The organism is Flavivirga eckloniae, assembly GCF_002886045.1.
In the GTDB taxonomy this organism is placed as follows: domain Bacteria; phylum Bacteroidota; class Bacteroidia; order Flavobacteriales; family Flavobacteriaceae; genus Flavivirga; species Flavivirga eckloniae.
Window position 1 is genome coordinate 1,570,180 of the sequence record NZ_CP025791.1, and the last position, 19,417, is coordinate 1,589,596.

Annotated in this window: 19 protein-coding genes and 1 tRNA gene; 10 read left to right on the forward strand and 10 right to left on the reverse strand. The window is 33.5% G+C overall.

Annotation, left to right across the window (positions count from 1 at the left end):
• Positions 1 to 152 precede the first annotated feature (152 nt).
• The 7 genes from C1H87_RS06605 (at position 153) to C1H87_RS06635 (ending at position 6,025) form a co-directional block, all read left to right on the forward strand.
• Positions 153 to 596 (forward strand): RidA family protein, encoded by a 444-nt coding sequence (locus C1H87_RS06605; protein ID WP_233783376.1) that lies wholly within the window; start codon positions 153 to 155, stop codon positions 594 to 596.
• 107 nt (positions 597 to 703) lie between these two features.
• A complete protein-coding gene (locus C1H87_RS06610) occupies positions 704 to 1,024 on the forward strand; it encodes a GIY-YIG nuclease family protein (RefSeq protein ID WP_102755053.1) in 321 nt (106 codons plus the stop codon).
• Between the two features lie 29 nt (positions 1,025 to 1,053).
• Positions 1,054 to 2,493: an aldehyde dehydrogenase gene (locus C1H87_RS06615; RefSeq protein WP_102755054.1), complete on the forward strand. Its 1,440-nt coding sequence runs from the start codon at positions 1,054 to 1,056 to the stop codon at positions 2,491 to 2,493.
• 221 nt (positions 2,494 to 2,714) lie between these two features.
• A complete protein-coding gene (locus C1H87_RS06620; protein WP_102755055.1) occupies positions 2,715 to 3,497 on the forward strand; it encodes an SDR family oxidoreductase in 783 nt (260 codons plus the stop codon).
• Positions 3,498 to 3,627: 130 nt separating this feature from the next.
• Positions 3,628 to 4,152, forward strand: a complete 525-nt coding sequence (locus tag C1H87_RS06625; protein ID WP_102755056.1) for a 3-hydroxyanthranilate 3,4-dioxygenase — start codon at positions 3,628 to 3,630, stop codon at positions 4,150 to 4,152.
• Positions 4,153 to 4,160: 8 nt separating this feature from the next.
• Positions 4,161 to 5,246 carry an amidohydrolase family protein gene (locus tag C1H87_RS06630; RefSeq protein WP_102755057.1) on the forward strand — a complete coding sequence of 362 codons (1,086 nt, stop codon included), beginning with the start codon at positions 4,161 to 4,163 and terminating at the stop codon, positions 5,244 to 5,246.
• Between the two features lie 137 nt (positions 5,247 to 5,383).
• Complete coding sequence (locus C1H87_RS06635) at positions 5,384 to 6,025, forward strand: O-methyltransferase (protein ID WP_102755058.1); 642 nt, start codon at positions 5,384 to 5,386, stop codon at positions 6,023 to 6,025.
• Between the two features lie 354 nt (positions 6,026 to 6,379).
• On the opposite strand, the gene C1H87_RS06640 is transcribed toward C1H87_RS06635, so the two are convergent.
• The 7 genes from C1H87_RS06640 to C1H87_RS06670 form a co-directional block, all read right to left on the reverse strand.
• Positions 6,380 to 8,674, reverse strand: a complete 2,295-nt coding sequence (locus C1H87_RS06640; RefSeq protein WP_102755059.1) for a response regulator — start codon at positions 8,672 to 8,674, stop codon at positions 6,380 to 6,382.
• Between the two features lie 133 nt (positions 8,675 to 8,807).
• Positions 8,808 to 9,095, reverse strand: a complete 288-nt coding sequence (locus tag C1H87_RS06645; RefSeq protein ID WP_102755060.1) for a Sec-independent protein translocase subunit TatA/TatB — start codon at positions 9,093 to 9,095, stop codon at positions 8,808 to 8,810.
• Positions 9,096 to 9,173: 78 nt separating this feature from the next.
• The gene (locus tag C1H87_RS06650) at positions 9,174 to 11,432 is read right to left on the reverse strand and encodes a M1 family metallopeptidase (protein ID WP_102755061.1); all 2,259 of its coding nucleotides are present in this window, start codon (positions 11,430 to 11,432) and stop codon (positions 9,174 to 9,176) included.
• A gap of 112 nt (positions 11,433 to 11,544) precedes the next feature.
• Positions 11,545 to 12,048: a DUF6702 family protein gene (locus C1H87_RS06655; protein ID WP_102755062.1), complete on the reverse strand. Its 504-nt coding sequence runs from the start codon at positions 12,046 to 12,048 to the stop codon at positions 11,545 to 11,547.
• Positions 12,049 to 12,205: 157 nt separating this feature from the next.
• Positions 12,206 to 13,006, reverse strand: a complete 801-nt coding sequence (locus C1H87_RS06660; RefSeq protein ID WP_102755063.1) for a peptidase associated/transthyretin-like domain-containing protein — start codon at positions 13,004 to 13,006, stop codon at positions 12,206 to 12,208.
• Positions 12,993 to 13,805, reverse strand: coding sequence for a carboxypeptidase-like regulatory domain-containing protein (locus tag C1H87_RS06665; protein WP_102755064.1), 813 nt, complete (start codon positions 13,803 to 13,805; stop codon positions 12,993 to 12,995). Before C1H87_RS06665 ends, C1H87_RS06660 begins: the two co-directional genes overlap by 14 nt.
• A 100-nt stretch (positions 13,806 to 13,905) precedes the next feature.
• On the reverse strand, positions 13,906 to 14,715 hold the full coding sequence (locus tag C1H87_RS06670; RefSeq protein WP_102758195.1) for a carboxypeptidase-like regulatory domain-containing protein: 810 nt from the start codon (positions 14,713 to 14,715) through the stop codon (positions 13,906 to 13,908).
• A gap of 124 nt (positions 14,716 to 14,839) precedes the next feature.
• Between C1H87_RS06670 and pepE the strand changes: the two genes are divergently transcribed.
• Positions 14,840 to 15,547: a dipeptidase PepE gene (gene pepE / locus C1H87_RS06675; protein WP_102758196.1), complete on the forward strand. Its 708-nt coding sequence runs from the start codon at positions 14,840 to 14,842 to the stop codon at positions 15,545 to 15,547.
• Positions 15,548 to 15,577: 30 nt separating this feature from the next.
• On the opposite strand, the gene C1H87_RS06680 is transcribed toward pepE, so the two are convergent.
• Together C1H87_RS06680 and C1H87_RS06685 are read right to left on the reverse strand one after the other, a co-directional pair.
• Positions 15,578 to 15,650 (reverse strand) — tRNA-Gly (locus tag C1H87_RS06680).
• 51 nt (positions 15,651 to 15,701) lie between these two features.
• Entirely contained in the window at positions 15,702 to 16,127 is a 426-nt protein-coding gene (locus C1H87_RS06685) for a GNAT family N-acetyltransferase (protein ID WP_102755065.1), read from the reverse strand.
• Positions 16,128 to 16,364: 237 nt separating this feature from the next.
• Here C1H87_RS06685 and C1H87_RS06690 point away from each other — a divergent pair, with 237 nt between their 5' ends.
• Positions 16,365 to 17,132, forward strand: coding sequence for a M48 family metalloprotease (locus C1H87_RS06690; RefSeq protein ID WP_102755066.1), 768 nt, complete (start codon positions 16,365 to 16,367; stop codon positions 17,130 to 17,132).
• 67 nt (positions 17,133 to 17,199) lie between these two features.
• Here the strand turns inward: C1H87_RS06690 and C1H87_RS06695 are convergent, their stop codons facing one another.
• On the reverse strand, positions 17,200 to 17,601 hold the full coding sequence (locus tag C1H87_RS06695) for an ankyrin repeat domain-containing protein (protein ID WP_102755067.1): 402 nt from the start codon (positions 17,599 to 17,601) through the stop codon (positions 17,200 to 17,202).
• Positions 17,602 to 17,848: 247 nt separating this feature from the next.
• Between C1H87_RS06695 and gpmI the strand changes: the two genes are divergently transcribed.
• Positions 17,849 to 19,366 (forward strand): 2,3-bisphosphoglycerate-independent phosphoglycerate mutase, encoded by a 1,518-nt coding sequence (gpmI, locus tag C1H87_RS06700; RefSeq protein ID WP_102755068.1) that lies wholly within the window; start codon positions 17,849 to 17,851, stop codon positions 19,364 to 19,366.
• The last annotated feature ends 51 nt before the right edge of the window (positions 19,367 to 19,417 follow it).

Genomic DNA, 19,417 nt, shown 5'->3' on the forward strand with positions numbered 1-19,417 from the left:
AGGAATTGGTAAAGTCCAAAATCAATTCTTAGAATTAAAAACAATATGACTGAATTGAAATAACATTCTAAATCAGCTCTTTCACTTTTTAAAGGAAGAGCTTTACCGAACTTGATTCGGTATGGATGCAGTCCCTCTAAAAGGAACTGAAAATGGAAGAGAGAACACAATCGAAACAACAAAAAATGAGCATACCAAACAACGTAACACCAAGAGGCGCATACCCACACACCAAACGTGTTGGTGATTTTATATTCGTATCCGGCACCAGTTCAAGAAGACCTGATAACACCATAGCTGGAGTCGATATTATTGACGACATGGGTACCAAACGTTTGAATATTGAAGTACAAACGCGTGAAGTGTTATTAAACATAGAAAAAAATCTAGCCAAAGTAGGTGCTACTTTAAAAGACGTAGTAGACGTGACGTCTTTTTTAGTAAATATGAATGATTTCGCAGGTTACAATAAAGCCTATGCCGAATTTTTTGATGTAGAAACCGGACCAGCACGTACAACTGTGGCAGTACACCAGCTACCTCATCCGGATTTGGTTGTGGAGATTAAGGTGATGGCTTATAAAACCAAATTATGACCTAGCCATAAACCATGGTCTTTCAATAAATGATATTCTGTAAAAAATTAGAAATAAATTATAAAAATTAACTAAATGTCTCCTCGAGCGCAGTCGAGAGGTTAATTATGAAAACTTATTACGTTTATATATTAAAATGCAATGACGGTTTAACTTATACGGGAGTTACAAATAATATTTCAAGACGTTTTAAAGAACACCAAAAAGGCTTAAACCAAAGTTGTTTCACTTTTAAAAGAAGACCCTTACAGTTAGTTTTTCATCAAGAATTTAACGATATTAATCAAGCTATTTATTTTGAAAAGAAAATTAAAAATTGGAGTGCAAAGAAAAAGTTAGCTTTAGCAGATAAAAACTTTGACATGTTACAAATTTTAGCGGAATGCAGAAATGCAACACATTCAAAATATAATTTAGAAAACGAATAGGTCTCGACTGCGCTCGACCAGACAAACCGATGAACATTCAGAATTACATAAACGGCAAATTCACACCTCCTTTCTCTAACGAATGGATAGATAACTATTGCCCTGCCGATGGTAAAGTTTACGGACAAATCCCAAACTCATCAAAAGCAGATGTAGAAAACGCATATACTGCAGCAAAATTAGCTTTTCCAGATTGGTCTAAAACCACCTTGGAAACACGCAGCAGAATCCTTATCAAGATTTCAGAATTACTGGAAGCCAACTTACAACGTTTCGCGGAAGCCGAAAGTAAAGACAATGGTAAACCTATTAATTTGGCAAAAACGGTAGATATTCCAAGAGCAGCAAGTAACTTCCGTTTTTTCGGAAATGCCATCACACAATTCGCAAGCGAAAGCCACGAAAGTGTAGGTCATAATGCCATAAATTACACCTTACGCCAACCCATTGGCGTTGTAGGCTGTATTTCACCTTGGAACCTCCCACTCTATCTCTTTACCTGGAAAATTGCCCCTGCCATTGCAGCAGGTAATTGTGTAGTTGCCAAACCAAGTGAAGTCACACCTATAACAGCCTATTTATTAGGCGAGATTTGTACAGAGGCCGGGCTACCAAATGGTGTTTTAAACATTGTTCACGGCTTAGGTACTACAACCGGACAGGCTATTGTTGAGCATCCAGATATCAAAGCCATTTCATTTACAGGAGGCACAGCTACAGGTGCGCATATTGCTAAAGTAGCTGCTCCAATGTTTAAAAAATTATCTCTGGAACTTGGCGGCAAAAATCCTAATATCATTTTTGCAGACTGCGATTATAACGATATGCTAGAAACTACAGTGCGTTCCTCATTTGCCAATCAAGGTCAGATTTGCTTATGCGGAAGTCGCATTTTTGTAGAAGCTCCCATTTATGAAAAATTTAAAACTGATTTTGTTGAAAAAGTAAAACAACTTAAAGTCGGGCACCCTTCAAAAGAAGACACCAATATAGGCGCTTTAGTTTCTAAGCCACATTTAGAAAAAGTCATGCAATACATTAACATTGCTAAACAAGAAAACGGAACCATTCTTTACGGAGGGCATAAAATAACCATTGCAGATTACGAAAATGGCTATTATTTAGAACCAACAATTATAGAAGTCCCAACCGACGAATGCAGAGTGAATCAAGAAGAAATTTTTGGTCCCGTGGTAACCATTATGCCTTTTAATACCGAAGCAGAAGTTTTACAAATAGCCAATAAAGTGAAATATGGTTTATCGGCAACATTATGGACTAATGATTTAAAACGTACCATGCGCATGAGCAATAAATTACAATCTGGAATCGTATGGGTAAACACCTGGATGTTGCGCGACTTACGAACACCTTTTGGAGGCGTAAAAGATTCAGGAATGGGTCGCGAAGGTGGTTTTGAAGCTTTAAGGTTTTTTACAGAAGCAAAAAACGTATGTATAAAGTATTAAGAGGATGTCTAAAAGGTTCTTGAATTGTCATTTTGAGTACTTCGGCTATGCTCAGCATAAACTAAAGTCGAAAAATCTCAACACTTAAACAAACAGGTGTTTAATTTTATGAGATTCCCTGTCTGCCGGCAGTCGGGTGTTCTGAATGACACTTTTTAGTCAGCCTCCTTTTGAATTAAAACAAAAATGCCCCTGAAAAAATTCAGGATAAAACAAAATATATGAACTTAAACATAAACAATAAGAACGCCCTAGTATGCGGAAGCACCCAAGGCATAGGCAAGGCAACAGCTATAGCATTAGCTCAGGAAGGTGTAAACGTAACTTTAGTAGCTAGAAACAGAGAAAAACTTAAAGCCGTTTTAAGCGAATTACCCGAGCACAGAAACCACAGCTTTATTGTAGCAGATTTTTCAGATCCTAGAGATTTACAAGAGAAGGTTATCAAATTTATAAATCAAAATCACGGATTTCATATCCTCATTAATAATACCGGAGGTCCAAGGAGCGGTAATATTTTGACTGCAAGTTTAGATGAATTTGAAAACGCTTTTGTACAACATCTTAAATGCAATCATGTATTGGCTCAAGCAACTATCCCGTTTATGAAAGAAGAAGGTTTCGGGAGAATTGTAAACATTATTTCCACTTCGGTTAAAGAACCTATTCCCGGTCTTGGCGTTAGCAATACCATTAGAGGCGCCGTTGGTAATTGGAGCAAAACCTTATCGGAAGAAGTAGCCCCATTTGGCATTACGGTTAACAATGTTCTTCCTGGGTTTACAGAAACGGAACGCTTATCGGAAATCATTAAAATTAAGGCGAAAAATGAAGATACTACTGTTGAGGAAATGACTAAAACTATGAAGGGGCACACACCAGTCAAACGTTTTGCCAAACCCGAAGAAACTGCTAATGTCGTTACTTTTTTAGCAAGTGAGGTTGCTGGTTATGTTAATGGAATTAACCTGCCTGTTGATGGCGGACGAACAAAAAGTTTGTAAAAGTACCACCAACTCTTCGTGAGGAAAAATTATACAAATGCATTATCTTTATATAAAATACTATGTTTAACAAAAACTCAAATACCCGATTTGAGTTTCTCCCCTTAGGGGAGATTAAAAGGGGCTTTCTATGGGCAAATTAGTTTCTCCTTTAAATTTTAAGGCTTGGATTGAAGAAAACAGACATCTTTTAAAACCACCAGTTGGTAATAAATGTGTTTGGAAAGATGGCGATTTTATTGTTATGGTAGTTGGCGGCCCTAATAATAGGAAAGATTATCATTATAATGAAACCCCAGAATTCTTCTATCAAGTAGAAGGCGATATGGTTTTAAAAATCATGGACGGCAATAAACCAAAAGATGTTCATATTAAAGAAGGTGATATTTATTTATTACCCCCTAAAGTACCGCACTCACCGCAACGTGTAGCCAATACAGTTGGATTGGTTATTGAGTATCCGCGTTCTAAAAAAATGAAAGACGCTTTAGAGTGGTACTGCGAGAACTGTAATAATTTATTATATAGAAAAAAATTCAAACTCGACAATATAGAAACCGATATGCCAAAGATTTTTGACAAGTACTACTCCAGTGAAGAAAAATGTACTTGTAAAAAATGTGGTGTAAAAATGGAAGCTCCTAATAAAGTTTAAACAAAAATATGGCACGTAAACTCCGCATAAATGGACATTCACATTTACTTCCTTATCCTGAGGAAATACCACAATTCATGAAAGAAAAGGAAATTTTCTGGGTAGATGACGAGCGTAAATATATGCTTCAAAAAGGCTGGAGAAGACCAGTAACCGATTCTAGTTTCTTCTTGCATGAAAAACTGGAATGGATGGCACGTAACAAACTCGATCATGCTGTGGTTCTAAACTTATCGCAGCTTTATGGTAACGGATTGCGTTTAGAGGAAATGAAAAAAGCGCTTCGGTTTCAAAATGATTTTAATGCAAAAATACAGCGCGATCATCCCGAAAAGTTCACTTGTGGCTTTGTAGTACATCCAGGTTTTATACACGGTGCCTTATATGAAATTGAACGTTGTGTTGAAGAACTTAATATGAAAGTATTGTGTTTACCAACACACTTTATGGATTCTATAGGACAATGGCGTTCGGTTTTCGATAAAGAAAATGATGCCATCTTCGAATTGGCCAATAAGTATAAGTTAGCTATCGAAATTCATCCTTACGATGGTGATAAAATGATAAATTTAGAAAACTCTGCCTGGCGATTTCATTTAATATGGATGCTGGCACAGTGTGGCGATGCTTATCACTTCTACACCTTAAATGGTATGCAAGAGCGTTTTCCCAATATAAGAACTTGCTTTGCCCATGGTGGACAATTAGCTCAAATGAATTTAGGAAGACGGATTCAAGGTTTTGATGGCAGACCTGATTTGTTTGAAGGAAAACACCACCCAAGAAAAGCTGTCGGACACCCAAATATTTACTTCGACACCTTGGTACATGATACCGATTCGTTAAAACTCATGATAGAGCGCCAAGGCAGCAATCAAGTTATTATGGGGCTAGACGACCCCTACCCTTTAGGTGAAATGGAAAGCGATGCACAATCGTCTTATCCCGGAAAACTATTAGATTTAGCTCTGGAAAAGCAAGTAATCAACGAAAAGCAATATGACGATATATGGGAAGACAATGTACTGCGGTGGCTATTTGGTGACGACGACGATGCTAAACAAAAATTAGTACAGCGAATTTTAGCTAATTAAGATAGTTCAGCTATCCCCAAAAAATAGGTGTCTTTTATTATGGGGTTGGTTTTATTAGTGTGATTGTTGGTATATTTGCAATACTAACTTCGCCAGTTATTAAGAATATGATGTCTGGTGTTCATTAATAACGATCCATGCATTTTATACCTGAAGAATTAGATGATTATGTTGTAAAGCATTCTGAGGACGAACCAGAACTTTTACAACAGCTTAATAGAGAAACGTATCAAAAGATATTACAGCCAAGAATGCTTAGCGGTCATTATCAAGGGCGTGTGTTAAGCATGATCTCTAAACTCGTTAATCCTAAAAACATTTTGGAAATAGGGACTTACACAGGGTATTCTGCTTTGTGCTTGGCCGAAGGCATACAAGCTTCTGGAGCATTGCACACCATAGATATTAATGAAGAACTGGCAGATTTTCAACGAAAGTATTTCGATAAATCGGGTTATGGAAGTCAAATTTTTCAGCATATTGGGGATGCTCAAGAGATTATTCCTGAACTGGATAAAATGTTTGATTTAGTATTTATTGATGCAGATAAGGAAAACTACCCTAACTACTTCAATATTGTTATTGATAAATTAAATCCCGGAGGTATTATTTTATCAGACAATGTGCTTTGGAGTGGTAAAATTCTTGAAGATTTAAAGCCTGATGATTTTTCTACAAAAGCGCTAATAGAATACAATTTACTCTTAAAAAATGATGATCGGGTAGAAACTGTTGTTCTACCTATCAGGGACGGGTTAACAATTAGCAGAAAAGTTTAAACTAGACTTTATTATATACCTACCGTTAAAATATTTCTGGACCTCATAAACGCAGTCAATATTAACTATAAAACCTCTGTATTCTTTAAAGATAAACGGTAAAGATCTATCAATACAAGTAAACCTTGTAATTTCACACCTATTAATACCTTACCATGTTCTTTAACAATGTTATAGAAAATTATTCTAATATTATATTTTTATCTAATACTAAACTTTAGAATAGGTAACCATCTAAAACAAAAAACCCAATTATCTATTCTAAAAAGAAATGATAATCGGGCAACCCCCCGGTTTTTACCCATCAAGAAGATGGGCTATTTATATTACTTAAAAAGGTTAAATAATAATCTACTAACCTACTAATTGCATATTATTTCCAGATCTGTTTTCTTCAGACAGTTTTAACTTGCACGATTGAATATTGGTTTCGATAATCTGGTAGAACTCGTATGTGTCAAAAGGTTTATAGATAATATCATTAAAACCTGTACCATCATCATTACAATCCTTTTTCATACTATCAACATCAGATGCTGTCAAAGCAATTATTGGGATATGCACATCAAACTCCCTAATCTGTTTGGTTGCATCCCTACCGTTCATAACCGGCATATTAATATCCATTAAAATAAGATCATACTTATTTTTTCTAGCTAAGTTTAAAGCTTCTAAACCATTACTTGCCACTTCATATTCGTAGTTGGCCTTTTTCAATAGGTTTTGTGTAACAATTTGGTTTATCTTATTATCTTCTACTATAAGTATCTTAAACTTTTTATTTAAAGACTTTAATTGTCGCTTACCTTTCGATTTTAACTCATTTTTATCAGCAGCATCAATTTCAAAAGTAATATCAAAACTAAACATCGTACCAACGCCTACTTCGCTTTTAAGTTCAATTTTACTTTTAAACAGTTCTACTAAATTCTTGGTAATAGAAAGCCCTAAACCAGTACCTTGGTAATTGATGTTATTATTTTCGTCTAATTGTGAAAAATTATCAAAAACAGTATCGAATTTATGCTCTGGAATACCGCAACCATTATCTTCGATTTCAAAACGCACAATAACCTCTTCCCTATTTCTATTTAGCATGATTACGCGAAGATTAATACATCCGCTTTCTGTAAATTTTATACTGTTTCCTATTAGATTAATTAAAATTTGAGATAATCTAACATTATCACATTTTATATATTCTGGAAGTCCTTTGTCTATTAAGACATTAATTTTATTATTGGTTTCTTTTAACCTAAAGTCGAAAGAATCAACAATGTTCTTTACTAATCCTTTTAGGTTTACCGATGTATTTTTTAATTCGATTTTATGCGACTCTATTTTACTTACTTGTAAAATATCATTAATAAGACTCAATAAATAATCTCCCGAATATTTTAGCGAATTAATAAGCTTAACGTCACTTTCTACTAAATTGGTGTTTTCCAGAAGTAAAGATGTTATTCCAACAACACCATAAAGTGGCGTTCTTAACTCGTGTGTTACATTAGATATGAACTTCGATTTTAACTCTGATGATTTTACAGCTTCGTTACGTGCTATTTCTAATTGCTCGTTCTGAACTTTTAAGATATTAGTAAGCCTTCTTTTAGACACATAACTTTTGTAAACCGTAATTAACGATATAAGAAATAGCACCAATGCAACCGTAATAATAATGTTTAGGTTTTTTACTTTATTGGTAATTTCTACTTGTTGAATACGCTCTGTATTTGCTATTTGAGCATCCTTTTTGTAATCTTCAATAAGAATTTTTGATCCAGAAATAGACTTTCGTTCAGATTGCGCCTTATTTGTATACTTAAACATATAATCGTTATACTTTAATAACGCATCGTATGCCTGTTTATCTAAACCTTGCTTATCTGATGACCAAGCTAGTTTTTCATATACATTAAGTAAAAGTAAATTATGTAGTTGCTTATTACCAGTTACGCTTTTATCTAAAAACACCAATGCTTCATTTAATTTTTTATTAGCATTGCTATACAATTCCTTATTTATAAAGTATAATCCTTGAGTATATTTTAAACTTCCATAATCTTTCGCGCCTGCCTTGAATTCATTCAGGCTTTCCTCTGCTCTTAAAAGGTATATCAGTGCTTTTTCCGTTAGATTATTCTCTAAATACACCTGGCACAAGTTAATTTGAATATCAAATAGAACTTGTTTTTGTTTTTCAATGTTATTATGATCCTTAACATTACCATTTGAGGCATATTTTAAAGCATTCTCATAATAATAATGCGCTTGACTAAATGATTTTTTTTCTTTAAACAGCTTTCCCAAATTTAAACATGAGTTTGCTATAAGGTAATTATCATCTATTTCCAATGAAGATTTAAGCGAAGTTACAAATCTATTCTCTGCAGCGTCGAACTCTTCTATAGAACTATAAATTAAACCTTGAATAAAATTAGCTAACGCGTTACCATATACATCATTAATGGTATTCGACATTTTTTTAGACTGATCAATAGAAGACAGCGCATCAACAATCTGATTACTATTGTAAAATCTTAAAGCTCTTGAGTTTAAACTATCTATTTGAAAGATTGTGTGCCGATCATCTTGAGAAAACGACAACATAGTAGCACTCATAAAACACACAAGTAGGATTGCTTTCATTTTTGGTTAGTATTTTTAGATTAGATTTGGATTCGCAATATATTTATAATCAAAACCATAAAGTAAAAATACTCGTTGAAAACTAAATTAAACCGACAACATGCATCTTCAGGGGGTAAAACCTACAGGGGTGTTAGAATTTACGTTTTACCGATCCCGTAAAATCCTCCAAATCATCTTTAACCTTGTTAAGTTCGTTCTTAACATCGTCTGTGATACTTGTGTCGATGCCGTTGTTTTCTGCAGTTTTAGTGATCTCATGCTTAATATCGTTAGTAGCATCTTTAAGAGTTCGCATGCCTTTACCTAAACCACGAGCTATTTCTGGTAACTTATCTGCACCAAAAACCATGATGACAATAAATAGTATAAAAGCTATTTCTGCACCACTAATAAATAAAAATGTAGCTTGTTGTATCACAACGCAAATATAGTGAGTTGTTTTGTTAGAATAAAAAAAGCCGATCTTAAAATCGGCTTTTTAACTTAAAATATTTTTTTATCCTTTAACCCTTTTCTTAAATTGATCGAAATCGCTCTGCTTTTCTTCTTTTGGCCATGAATTATTAGACATGTCCACATCGGCAGTTTCTAAGTCCGGATCTACAACAAAACCAGTAATAGCCTTTTGCGATTTAAAAACCTTTTTTACTTCTCTTTCATCATACCTCCAAATTTGTGCCGGGTATTTTTTTCTTTCTTTAGTGCCATCTTCGTAAGTTAATTCTAAAATTATTGGCATAACCAATCCTCCTGGTTTTTCGAAAGTAACCTCGTAAAAGTATTTTGGCGCTTCGTTTAACTCTCCTTTTTCTTGATCGTTCAAAGCATTTAAATGATTATTTAAGAATTCAAAGTCTGAAGGTTTTTTTGCATCTGCCGGTACGACTCCATTTTCGGCTTCTGCAAAATAAATTAACCTGTCCTTATAGTTATCAAGATTAAAATTATTTTGCTCGGCAACTTCTTTTGCTTTTTCGGTTGGCTTATCTGTTAAATAATAACTCTTAACTTGTTTAATACCTATATCTGTATAATCTGTAGTATAAAACCAGCCTCTCCAAAACCAATCTAAATCCATGGCCGAAGCGTCTTCCATACTTCTAAAAAAGTCTGCTGGTGTTGGGTGCTTAAACATCCATCGTTTCGAATATGTTCTAAAAGCATAATCGAATAACTCTGGCCCCATAATAGTATGTCTTAGCATATACAATCCTGCTGCAGGTTTCGTATAAGCATTAGGACCGAATTGATATACATAATCGCCTTGCGACATAATTGGGGAAAGATGGCTTTGATCGCCTCCCATATAATGCACTATATCTTTAGGTAAATTACCTGTAAAAAAATTAGGGTCGTAATCTAGCTCAGCCAATGTTTCAACAAAAGAGTTTAAACCTTCATCCATCCATGTCCATTGACGTTCGTCACTATTTACAATCATTGGGAAAAAATTATGACCCACTTCATGGGTAATAACACCAATCATACCTCTTTTAAGTCTTTCTGAATAGGTTCCATCTGGATTTGGTCTTCCATAGTTAAAACAAATCATAGGATATTCCATTCCCATTTGTGCGTGTACAGAAACGGCTTTATTATATGGATAATCGAAAGTAAGCTTAGAATACTCTTCTAATGTATTGGCCACAACCCGTGTTGAATGCTCTTCCCAAAGCGGATTCCCTTCTTTTGAATACAACGAAATAGCCATAACAGCTCTTCCATTTATATCTACAGCCATGGCATCCCATATAAACTTTCTTGAAGTTGCAAAAGCAAAATCCCTTACGTTATTTGCTTTAAAGTGCCATGTTTTAGTTTTTGTACTCTTTTCTTTTTCTGCTGCTTCTGCTTCTTCCTGAGTTACAATAAATACAGGATCTTTAAATGATTTTTTAGCCAACTCAAAACGCTTAAGCTGTAATTTAGTTAAAACATCCTTTTCGTTTTGAAGCACTCCTGTAGCCTCTAATTTGTGATCTGCAGGCACGGTAATTTTAACCTCGAAATCTCCAAACTCTAAAGCCCATTCACTACGCCCCCAGAACTGCATGTTTTGCCAACCCTCAACATTATCGTAAACACAAAGCCTTGGATAGAATTGAGCAATTACATAATTGCTATTTCCATCTGGAAATGCCTCGTAACCGGAGCGTCCATGGTCTTCAATGTGATTATTAACATTATACCACCATTTTATTTGGAACTTAAATACAGCTCCTGGTGCTAACGGCTTAGGCAAATTAATCCGCATCATGGTTTGGTTTATCATAAAAGATAAATCGGAACCATCTGAGTTTTTAACGGCCTCAATATTAAATCCACCATCAAAACGTTTTTTCATGTTCGATGAAGTAAAACTACTTGGTCCGTTAAATGTGGCATTGAAATCTTCAGAATTAATATCTGGGGTTTTAGAATCTCTAGCTCTCATATTTTGATCGAGCTGCACCCATAGATATTCTAAGTGGTCTTTAGAATTATTATGATATGTTATTTTTTCGTTTCCGAAAATCTGATTTTTAGATTCATCCAAACGAATATCCATAATATAATCTACCTTCTGTTGCGTATATTCATAACCTGGTGCTCCAGAAGCTGTTCTGGTCGTATTAGGTGTAGGCAACACATCTTTCATTTGCCTAAATTTATTCTGGTCTGTATGACCTTGAGGCTTTTCGTTTACTTGATTTTGAGCAAAAATTCCAGTTGAAGCAAAAACCACAGAAAGGAGATAATATTTGATTTGTTTCATTGTCCGTTTTTAAATTTTGTTTAATAAATTCAACATTTGAGTAATAATAATTGAATTAATTATTACAAAAAACGGTTGAAAATAATGAATTGGGAAAGGTTTTAACTTATTTTTAATTAAATTTTAACAGAGCATTATCTTTTTCACGAATAAGTATAAAACTTTTTTGTTTGGAGTTGATTTTTGTCTTTATAATGTTTTGCTGTTCCTTAAATAAATCGAACAACACTTTATTGCTAACCTCAAAGGATTCAATGCTTTTAACATCTTCTATTTCTAAATAACAACGCATAATATCTTGATCGTATTCTTTACCTATAAAAGTAAGCGCTGTTTCTTCGTTATTAATCTTAATCTTTATGCTCTCCTTTAAATATTTACCTATGTAAGTCTCGATTGTTTTTGGTTCGTCACCAATGGCTAATGTTATAGACTCATCATAACGTTCTCGCAACAAGTTTTCAAAATCATCAATAAAAACCCGAGTTGTTATTTGCACAGACTGTTTTTCTTCTACAAAGTTAATTTGGGTAACACTTATGTAGTATTTATGTAAACTCGTAAATGCAACCAGTGGTATAATTAAAAAAAACAAAAATGGTTTAATTAATCTCATCTATATATTTTTTGCTAAAGTAATTATTTTGAGGCTTTATTAGACTCACCTTATTGTTCTGATTTTAATTGTTCTGATTTTTTATAATTTCCGCATTGTTATTCTACTATGTGAACACATTTACTGGGTGCGTTTCAAAAAAGTATTCCAAAAGGCATTAGTCTTTATTGGTATTTAAATTTTCCACATACTGTTTATACTTCTGCTTTAAAAAAACTAGTATTTCAAAATCGGTTTTATTTTTACAATATGTAATAAAATTTTCATCATCCGAGCAGAAGTAGAAAAAATCCATCCTTAGGTCTACGTCTAATGGATTGGAAGCAAAAAAATCCTCTGCCAATCTTACTTTAATAGTATGTATAAACGTTTCCTTGGTTTCTATTTCCACACGGTTTTTTAGCTTTTTAGTTCTTCCGGAAATAGCATTTAATATAGGATTTATAGGGATACTCCCTGTTAAAGGTTGATACCATTTAATTCCTCCTCCATGCGCTTCAGACAACCTCCTTTCACTTTGTGTTTTTATTCTTCCAGTATAACCGGGAATACCTAGATTATAAAAATTAATAGGTGCTTTTCCTTCTACACTATTAATATCCTGAGCTAAGTCTCCTGTTAAAACCTTACCAATCCTAATTACATCCAATTCATTAATTTGTTCGTCCAAACTTACCAAAATATATTTAGAGACAACATCACCTTTTGAAACAACGACTTCTTTTAACTTATGCTGAATAGATGAGAACACCAAAGAATCATTTAAAGATGCAGTAATTTTAAACGCACCATTTTTATCGGTTATGGTAAAAACCTGAGCTGTTTTATTAATCACGTGAATGTTCTCAATACTTCCTGTATTACTTTTAACTTTACCAGATATCTCAACCGATTGTGAAGTCATTACCTGAACGGCAAACAAAAACATTAATACTAAAAAGCTTTTATTTTTTAACATCCTGAAGTTTTAAAAACGATTCTCTTTGCTTAATTAAAAACTCGATAAGTTGCATTTCATTTTCAGGCTTAAAAAGCTTTGAGTCTATCCCTTTCTCTTCTACAAAAACGATGAAGACTTCAACTTGGTCTAGTGGAATATTAAAAGTCTCACTTATATATTTATGATCGTAAGCATCTAAAAAATATTTTTGGTTCGGTCTTTCTTTTTCCTTTCCTTCTAATAGATTTATTTTAACAGGTAGATCCTTTTTAAATAATAATTTGAAAATTTTTATAGGGTCGGGCAAGTAATTACGGGCTTCTGGATTTATTACAGATTTTAAATGATTCTGAATTACGACCTTATCAAATGCCTTTTCGTCGTTATACTCGAAGTCCACATTCATATCCCCCATATTAATATGTATTGGAGTAACTTTTTTAATGTTTGCTATATCTGTTGTGATAACTCCTGAAAGTCCCGAAGACAGGGTAACGGCATCCAATCGGTTAACTTGCTCTACTAACTGTATTTTTAATTGTTTTGCTTTTATTACGTCTTCGTCTATTATAACCGTTACGGTTTGAAATTGCAATGCCGAAATTTCGATAACATCATACATAGCCACCTTAATAGCAAACTCACCTTTTTCGTTAGTAATGGTGCCTTTTTTTGATGTCTTATTAAAAATTGTTACAGCCTCAACATCATTATTAGGAGAAAAAAGAACTCCTTGTACTTCTATTCTATTAGTAGATTGACCACTTATATAAAGTGGTAAAAAAATGAATATGAAAGATACTAATACGCGTTCCAAATTGCTATAATTAAAGTATAAAGAACGTCTTTCTAATCTTAAATAAATTGAAAAACCATTCTAAACTTTTGTTAAAAACTAACTTGGAATTTAAAGCAACTTATTGCTTTGTCTTATCAGAATTTAAAAATTCGGTACTTTTTTGATATAGTAATTCAAGGAAATCCATTTCTTTTCCATAATTAAGCAATGAGAAATCAAAATCCTTACTTTCTACAAATCTTATAAACGCTTCAACCCTATGGCTGGGAATATTAAAATTATTAATAAGAAACTCCGACCCTAAATAGTACTTTATCGCTTCTACAGGAACATCTGGAACGCCAGACTCTTTTTTATTAACCACTCCAGATCTAAATAATGGTAATAATAACTGATCTACTACATTAACAATATTTAAATCATTAATCAATTCTTGTCGTTGAGAATTCATCGTAATGTTTTCTGGTTTAGACAGATAATCTTTATCAAAATCGTAGTCTTCCTTATGTTTTATACCAAAATACAAAGCGTCTAGTTTTGGTCTAAAAACATCGGTGCTTTCTATATCGGTATTTAGGTTTCCAGATAAGCTTTTTTTAGATACAACAATCTCCTCTAACTTATAAATCTCCTCTATTAAAAAAAGCTTTATTGTTTTGGATTTAATCATATCCTTATTAACCCTAAAGTTTATATTTTGATATTGTAATGCACTCACTTCAATTAAATCGTCTAGAGCCACACGTAGCTTAAACTCGCCATTTTCATTAGTTATTACGCCTTTATTTGATGTTGTATTATAAATGGTTATACCGGAAACATCACTACTTTCAACAATTATCTTCCCTTTAACCCGCACTCTATTAGCTTCTTGGGAGATTACTTGTATTGTAGATAATAATATTAAAAGGAAAATGGCTTTTTTCATAATGGTTATTTTTTTGAAAATAGCATTTTTATTAGACTTTTCAATACTTAAGTCCATAAAAATTTCTTATACATAACATAAATATTTGTATTATAATCTTAGTTTTACAATGAAAAATTTTATTATGAAAAACATAATTATTGCAAGTACTTCAACAATTCATGGTAGTGGTTATTTAGATTATATTTTAAATGATCTAGCCGAATTCTTTAAAGGAATTGATGAGATTCTATTTATTCCCTACGCCAGACCAAGTGGTATATCTCACGATGCCTACACAGAAAAGGCAAATATGGCCTTTTCTAAAATTAATAAAAGCGCCAGGGGTATTCATACTTACGAAAACCCTACAGAAGCTGTTAATAATGCCAAAGCCATTTTTATTGGAGGTGGTAACACATTTGTATTAACAAATCAGCTTTATAAAAACAATTTAATAAGCGCACTACAGACGGCTATAAAAAATGGCACGCCCTATTTAGGTACAAGTGCGGGAAGTAATATTTGCGGACTTACCATAGAAACAACCAACGATATGCCAATCTTATATCCTCCTAGTTTTAAAGCTTTGGCATTTGTGCCATTTAATATTAATCCGCATTATTTAGATCCTGATAAAAACAGTAAACATATGGGGGAAACCAGAGAAACTAGAATAAAGGAATTCCACAACTTTAATAACCAACCCGTTATAGGGTTGCGAGAAGGTAGCTGGTTACATGTAAAAGAGGATTCTATTGTTTTGAAAGGAGAATTAACAGCTCGCGTTTTTGAATATAATAAATTGCCTTATGAGGTACTGTCTGGTACTGAATTAAACCAATTAAAATAAAAAAGCCTCATATTTCTATGAAGCTTTAAGAGCGGGAGACCAGGTTCGAACTGGCGACATTCAGCTTGGAAGGCTGACGCTCTACCAACTGAGCTACTCCCGCATTCCTATGGTGCAAATATATGTAAACTGTTAACTCTTTTGCAAGAAAAATTCATAACTTTTTTAAAAAATGAAATCCTAAAATGCTAAAGCCCTCATTATAATAAAACTTATGAGACGCAGGATTACTTACATAGGTATTTAATTCCACGGTTTCATACCCTTTTTCTTTAGCATAATTGTATATCCATTCAAAAAATCGTTTCCCTAAACCCTGTCCTCTATAAGTTTCATCAATATAAACATGGTCTGCTTCCACGCTCTTTCCAGAATAATGTCTTGTACAAAACCACAAACCAGAAACTCCTATTAGTTTATCACCATCATATATTACCGCACATTCGTAATTTTGAGTAATCATTTCAGAAAAGCGCTGCTCCAATACCTCATAGGTAATTTTATGCCCATTAAGTTTTTGTACCAAAGGAATAACAAATTTTATATTTTCCTTTTCTATAATTTTAAATGTAAAAGCCATAGTCTGTTTTTATAATATGGTGCTTAAAATTAATTCTATTTTTTCGTAATTTCCCTGTGACTTTTAATAAAAATATGGGGTCTAATTAATAATTAAACTTCTATTAAAACCTGTATTAATTACATACAATTAACATTTGTGTATAAAATTTTATATTTTTAGTTGCAATGACTAACAATTTCAATAGAATTTTCCGCACAGAACGTAGGAGAATTATTTTTGATTAAATTTCAAAAGATGAGAAGAAAAAACCTTAAGGTACGATTATTAATTGGCGCAGCTATTGCGATTTTCTTTGTTTTTAAAAGATGCAGCCAACAAGAAGAGAATCCTTATACAGGAAGAATGCAAACCATATCGATGACTCCCGATAAAGAAATAGCTATTGGAATACAAAGCGCACCACAAATGGCACAGCAGCACGGTGGTCTACATTCCAACAATCAATATCAGGCTTTGGTAGACAATGTTGGTAATAAGTTAGTAAACAGCAGTATGGCCAAGGATACACCCTACCGATATGAATTTCATTTATTAGCAGACCCGAACGCTATAAATGCATTCGCATTACCCGGAGGGCAAATTTTTATTACCTATGCGCTATTTTCAAAATTAGAAAACGAAGATCAACTCGCCGGAGTTTTAGGACATGAGATCGGACATGTTCTAGGGCGCCATAGCGCAGAGAGAATAGCCGAAAGCGAATATTGGCAAGGATTGGCAACTGCCGGTTCTGTTGGAGCAGATATGGGAGGGCTCGTAAATCGTATTGGGCAAAATACCTTATTAACCAATGGTCGGGATGATGAATTAGAGAGTGATGAACTCGGGGTTCTTTTTATGCTTAAAGCTGGTTATAACCCAGAAGAAATGATAGGTGTTATGGAAATTTTAAAAGCTGCTGCAGGCCCTAATCGAGTACCAGAGTTTAAAAGCACGCATCCAGATCCAGACAACAGAATTGAAAAAATTAGAGAAGCCATAGAAAAATATAAACATCAATAATAAAAAAGCCTTGAAAAATCAAGGCTTTTTATGAGTGACTAGCTCAAAATAATTATTTATATTATAATTACTTTTTCTTTTTCGATTTAGATAATGCTTCTTTTATTATTGAAACTGCATCTTTTGCTCCGTGCAATTCTGCATATTTAAGTGCTGTCATTTTTTTAGCAGATCTTGTTTTTAAATTAGCGCCTTTAGCAATTAAAAGCTTTAAAATTTCTGTTCTGTTAAATTTAGCAGCATACATAGCTGGAGTCATTCCATTAGACATTTCGTTTATGTCTGCTCCTCTGTCAATAAGTTTCTTAACAGTTTCTAAATCTCCTTTAGCAATTGAAACGCAAAAAGAGTTTACCTTAAATACAAACTCTGCATTTGTATTGTTAGTATTATTTGTAATAGATTTTGCATTAACAGTTACAACAGAGAAACATAATGCGATGGCAGTAATAATGATTGATTTTTTCATGATGAAAGATTTAATTTGATTTATTGATTCGTTTTTTGATTTAATAAAGAGACGATAATAATTTGAAACTGTTACACAAAATAAAAGAAATAACACATTTTTAACTTTTTTTTCACAAATAATTAACTGATTGATTCTTTTTTAAAAGGATCATCAAAAGCCCTTAAAACTCTAGTATTTAAGCGGGTTTTTAGCCTCTATTTTATATAACTTCTTTATCTTTGCTTCTTATTAAAATCATAAAAAAATGGACAAAAAAGTTATCTTAATGATACTCGATGGTTGGGGCAATTCTCCAGACCCTAAAGTTTCTGCTATCGACCACGCTAACACATCTTTTATCGACTCTCTTTACAAAAAATACCCATTCGCCACCCTAAGAACCGACGGATTACATGTTGGGTTACCTGAAGGCCAAATGGGGAATAGCGAAGTGGGCCATATGAATCTTGGAGCTGGACGTATTGTTTATCAAGATTTGGTAAAAGTTAATTTAGCCGTAAAAAATAAAACATTAAATAACGAAGAAGTACTAGTAGATGCATTTAACTATGCTAAAACCAACAACAAGGATGTTCATTTTTTAGGATTGCTAAGTGATGGTGGTGTACATTCTCACATTAATCATTTATTTGGACTGTTGGAAGCTGCAAACGATTTTGGTCTAACCAATACTTTTGTACACGCGTTTACTGACGGCCGTGACGTAGACCCAAAATCGGGCTATGGTTTCCTTACTGAATTGGAAGGACATTTAGAAAAAACGAATAGCAAATTAGCAACTGTTACTGGTCGCTATTATGCTATGGATAGAGACAAACGCTGGGAACGTGTAAAACTGGCTTACGATGCTGTGGTTAACGGTATTGGTGAACATGCTACCAATGTAACCGAAACTATTCAAAAGAGCTATAAAAATGATATTACCGATGAGTTTATCAAACCAATCATTATGGTTGATGAATCGGGAAATCCTCAAGCTAAAATAAAAGAAGGCGATGTGGTTATCTTCTTCAACTTTAGAACAGACCGTGGTAGAGAATTAACCGAAGCTTTATCGCAAACAGATTTCCATGAGCAAAACATGCATAAATTGGATTTACACTATGTAACTCTTACTAATTATGATGAAACTTATAAAAATGTAAATGTTATTTTCAATAAAGAGAATTTATCTGAAACCCTTGGTGAAATTTTAGAAAAAAACAACAAAAAGCAAATCCGTATTGCAGAAACAGAAAAGTATCCACACGTTACTTTCTTTTTCTCTGGCGGCCGTGAAGAGCCTTTTAATGGTGAAACGCGTATTTTAAGAAATTCACCAAAAGTAGCTACATACGATTTAAAACCAGAAATGAGTGCTTACGAATTACGTGATGCATTAATTCCTGAGCTTCAAAAAGGTGATGTTGATTTTGTTTGTTTAAATTTTGCCAATGGCGACATGGTAGGTCATACTGGTGTTATGGAAGCTGCAATAAAGGCTTGCGAAGCAGTAGACACATGTGTAGAAGATGTTATTAACGCAGCTTTAGAAAATGATTACACAACCTTACTTATTGCAGATCATGGTAATTGCGAAACTATGATAAACCCAGATGGTACACCTCATACAGCACATACCACAAACCCAGTTCCAGTTATCTTAATTGATAAAGAACTAAAAGCTATTGAAGATGGTATTTTAGGCGATATGGCTCCTACTATTTTAAAGTTAATGGGCGTTGAACAACCTGAATCTATGACCCAACATCCTTTGGTTTAAGCAGTTTAAAAATAAATTGTTGTACTTTTGTTGAGAACCCGAGTTTATAAC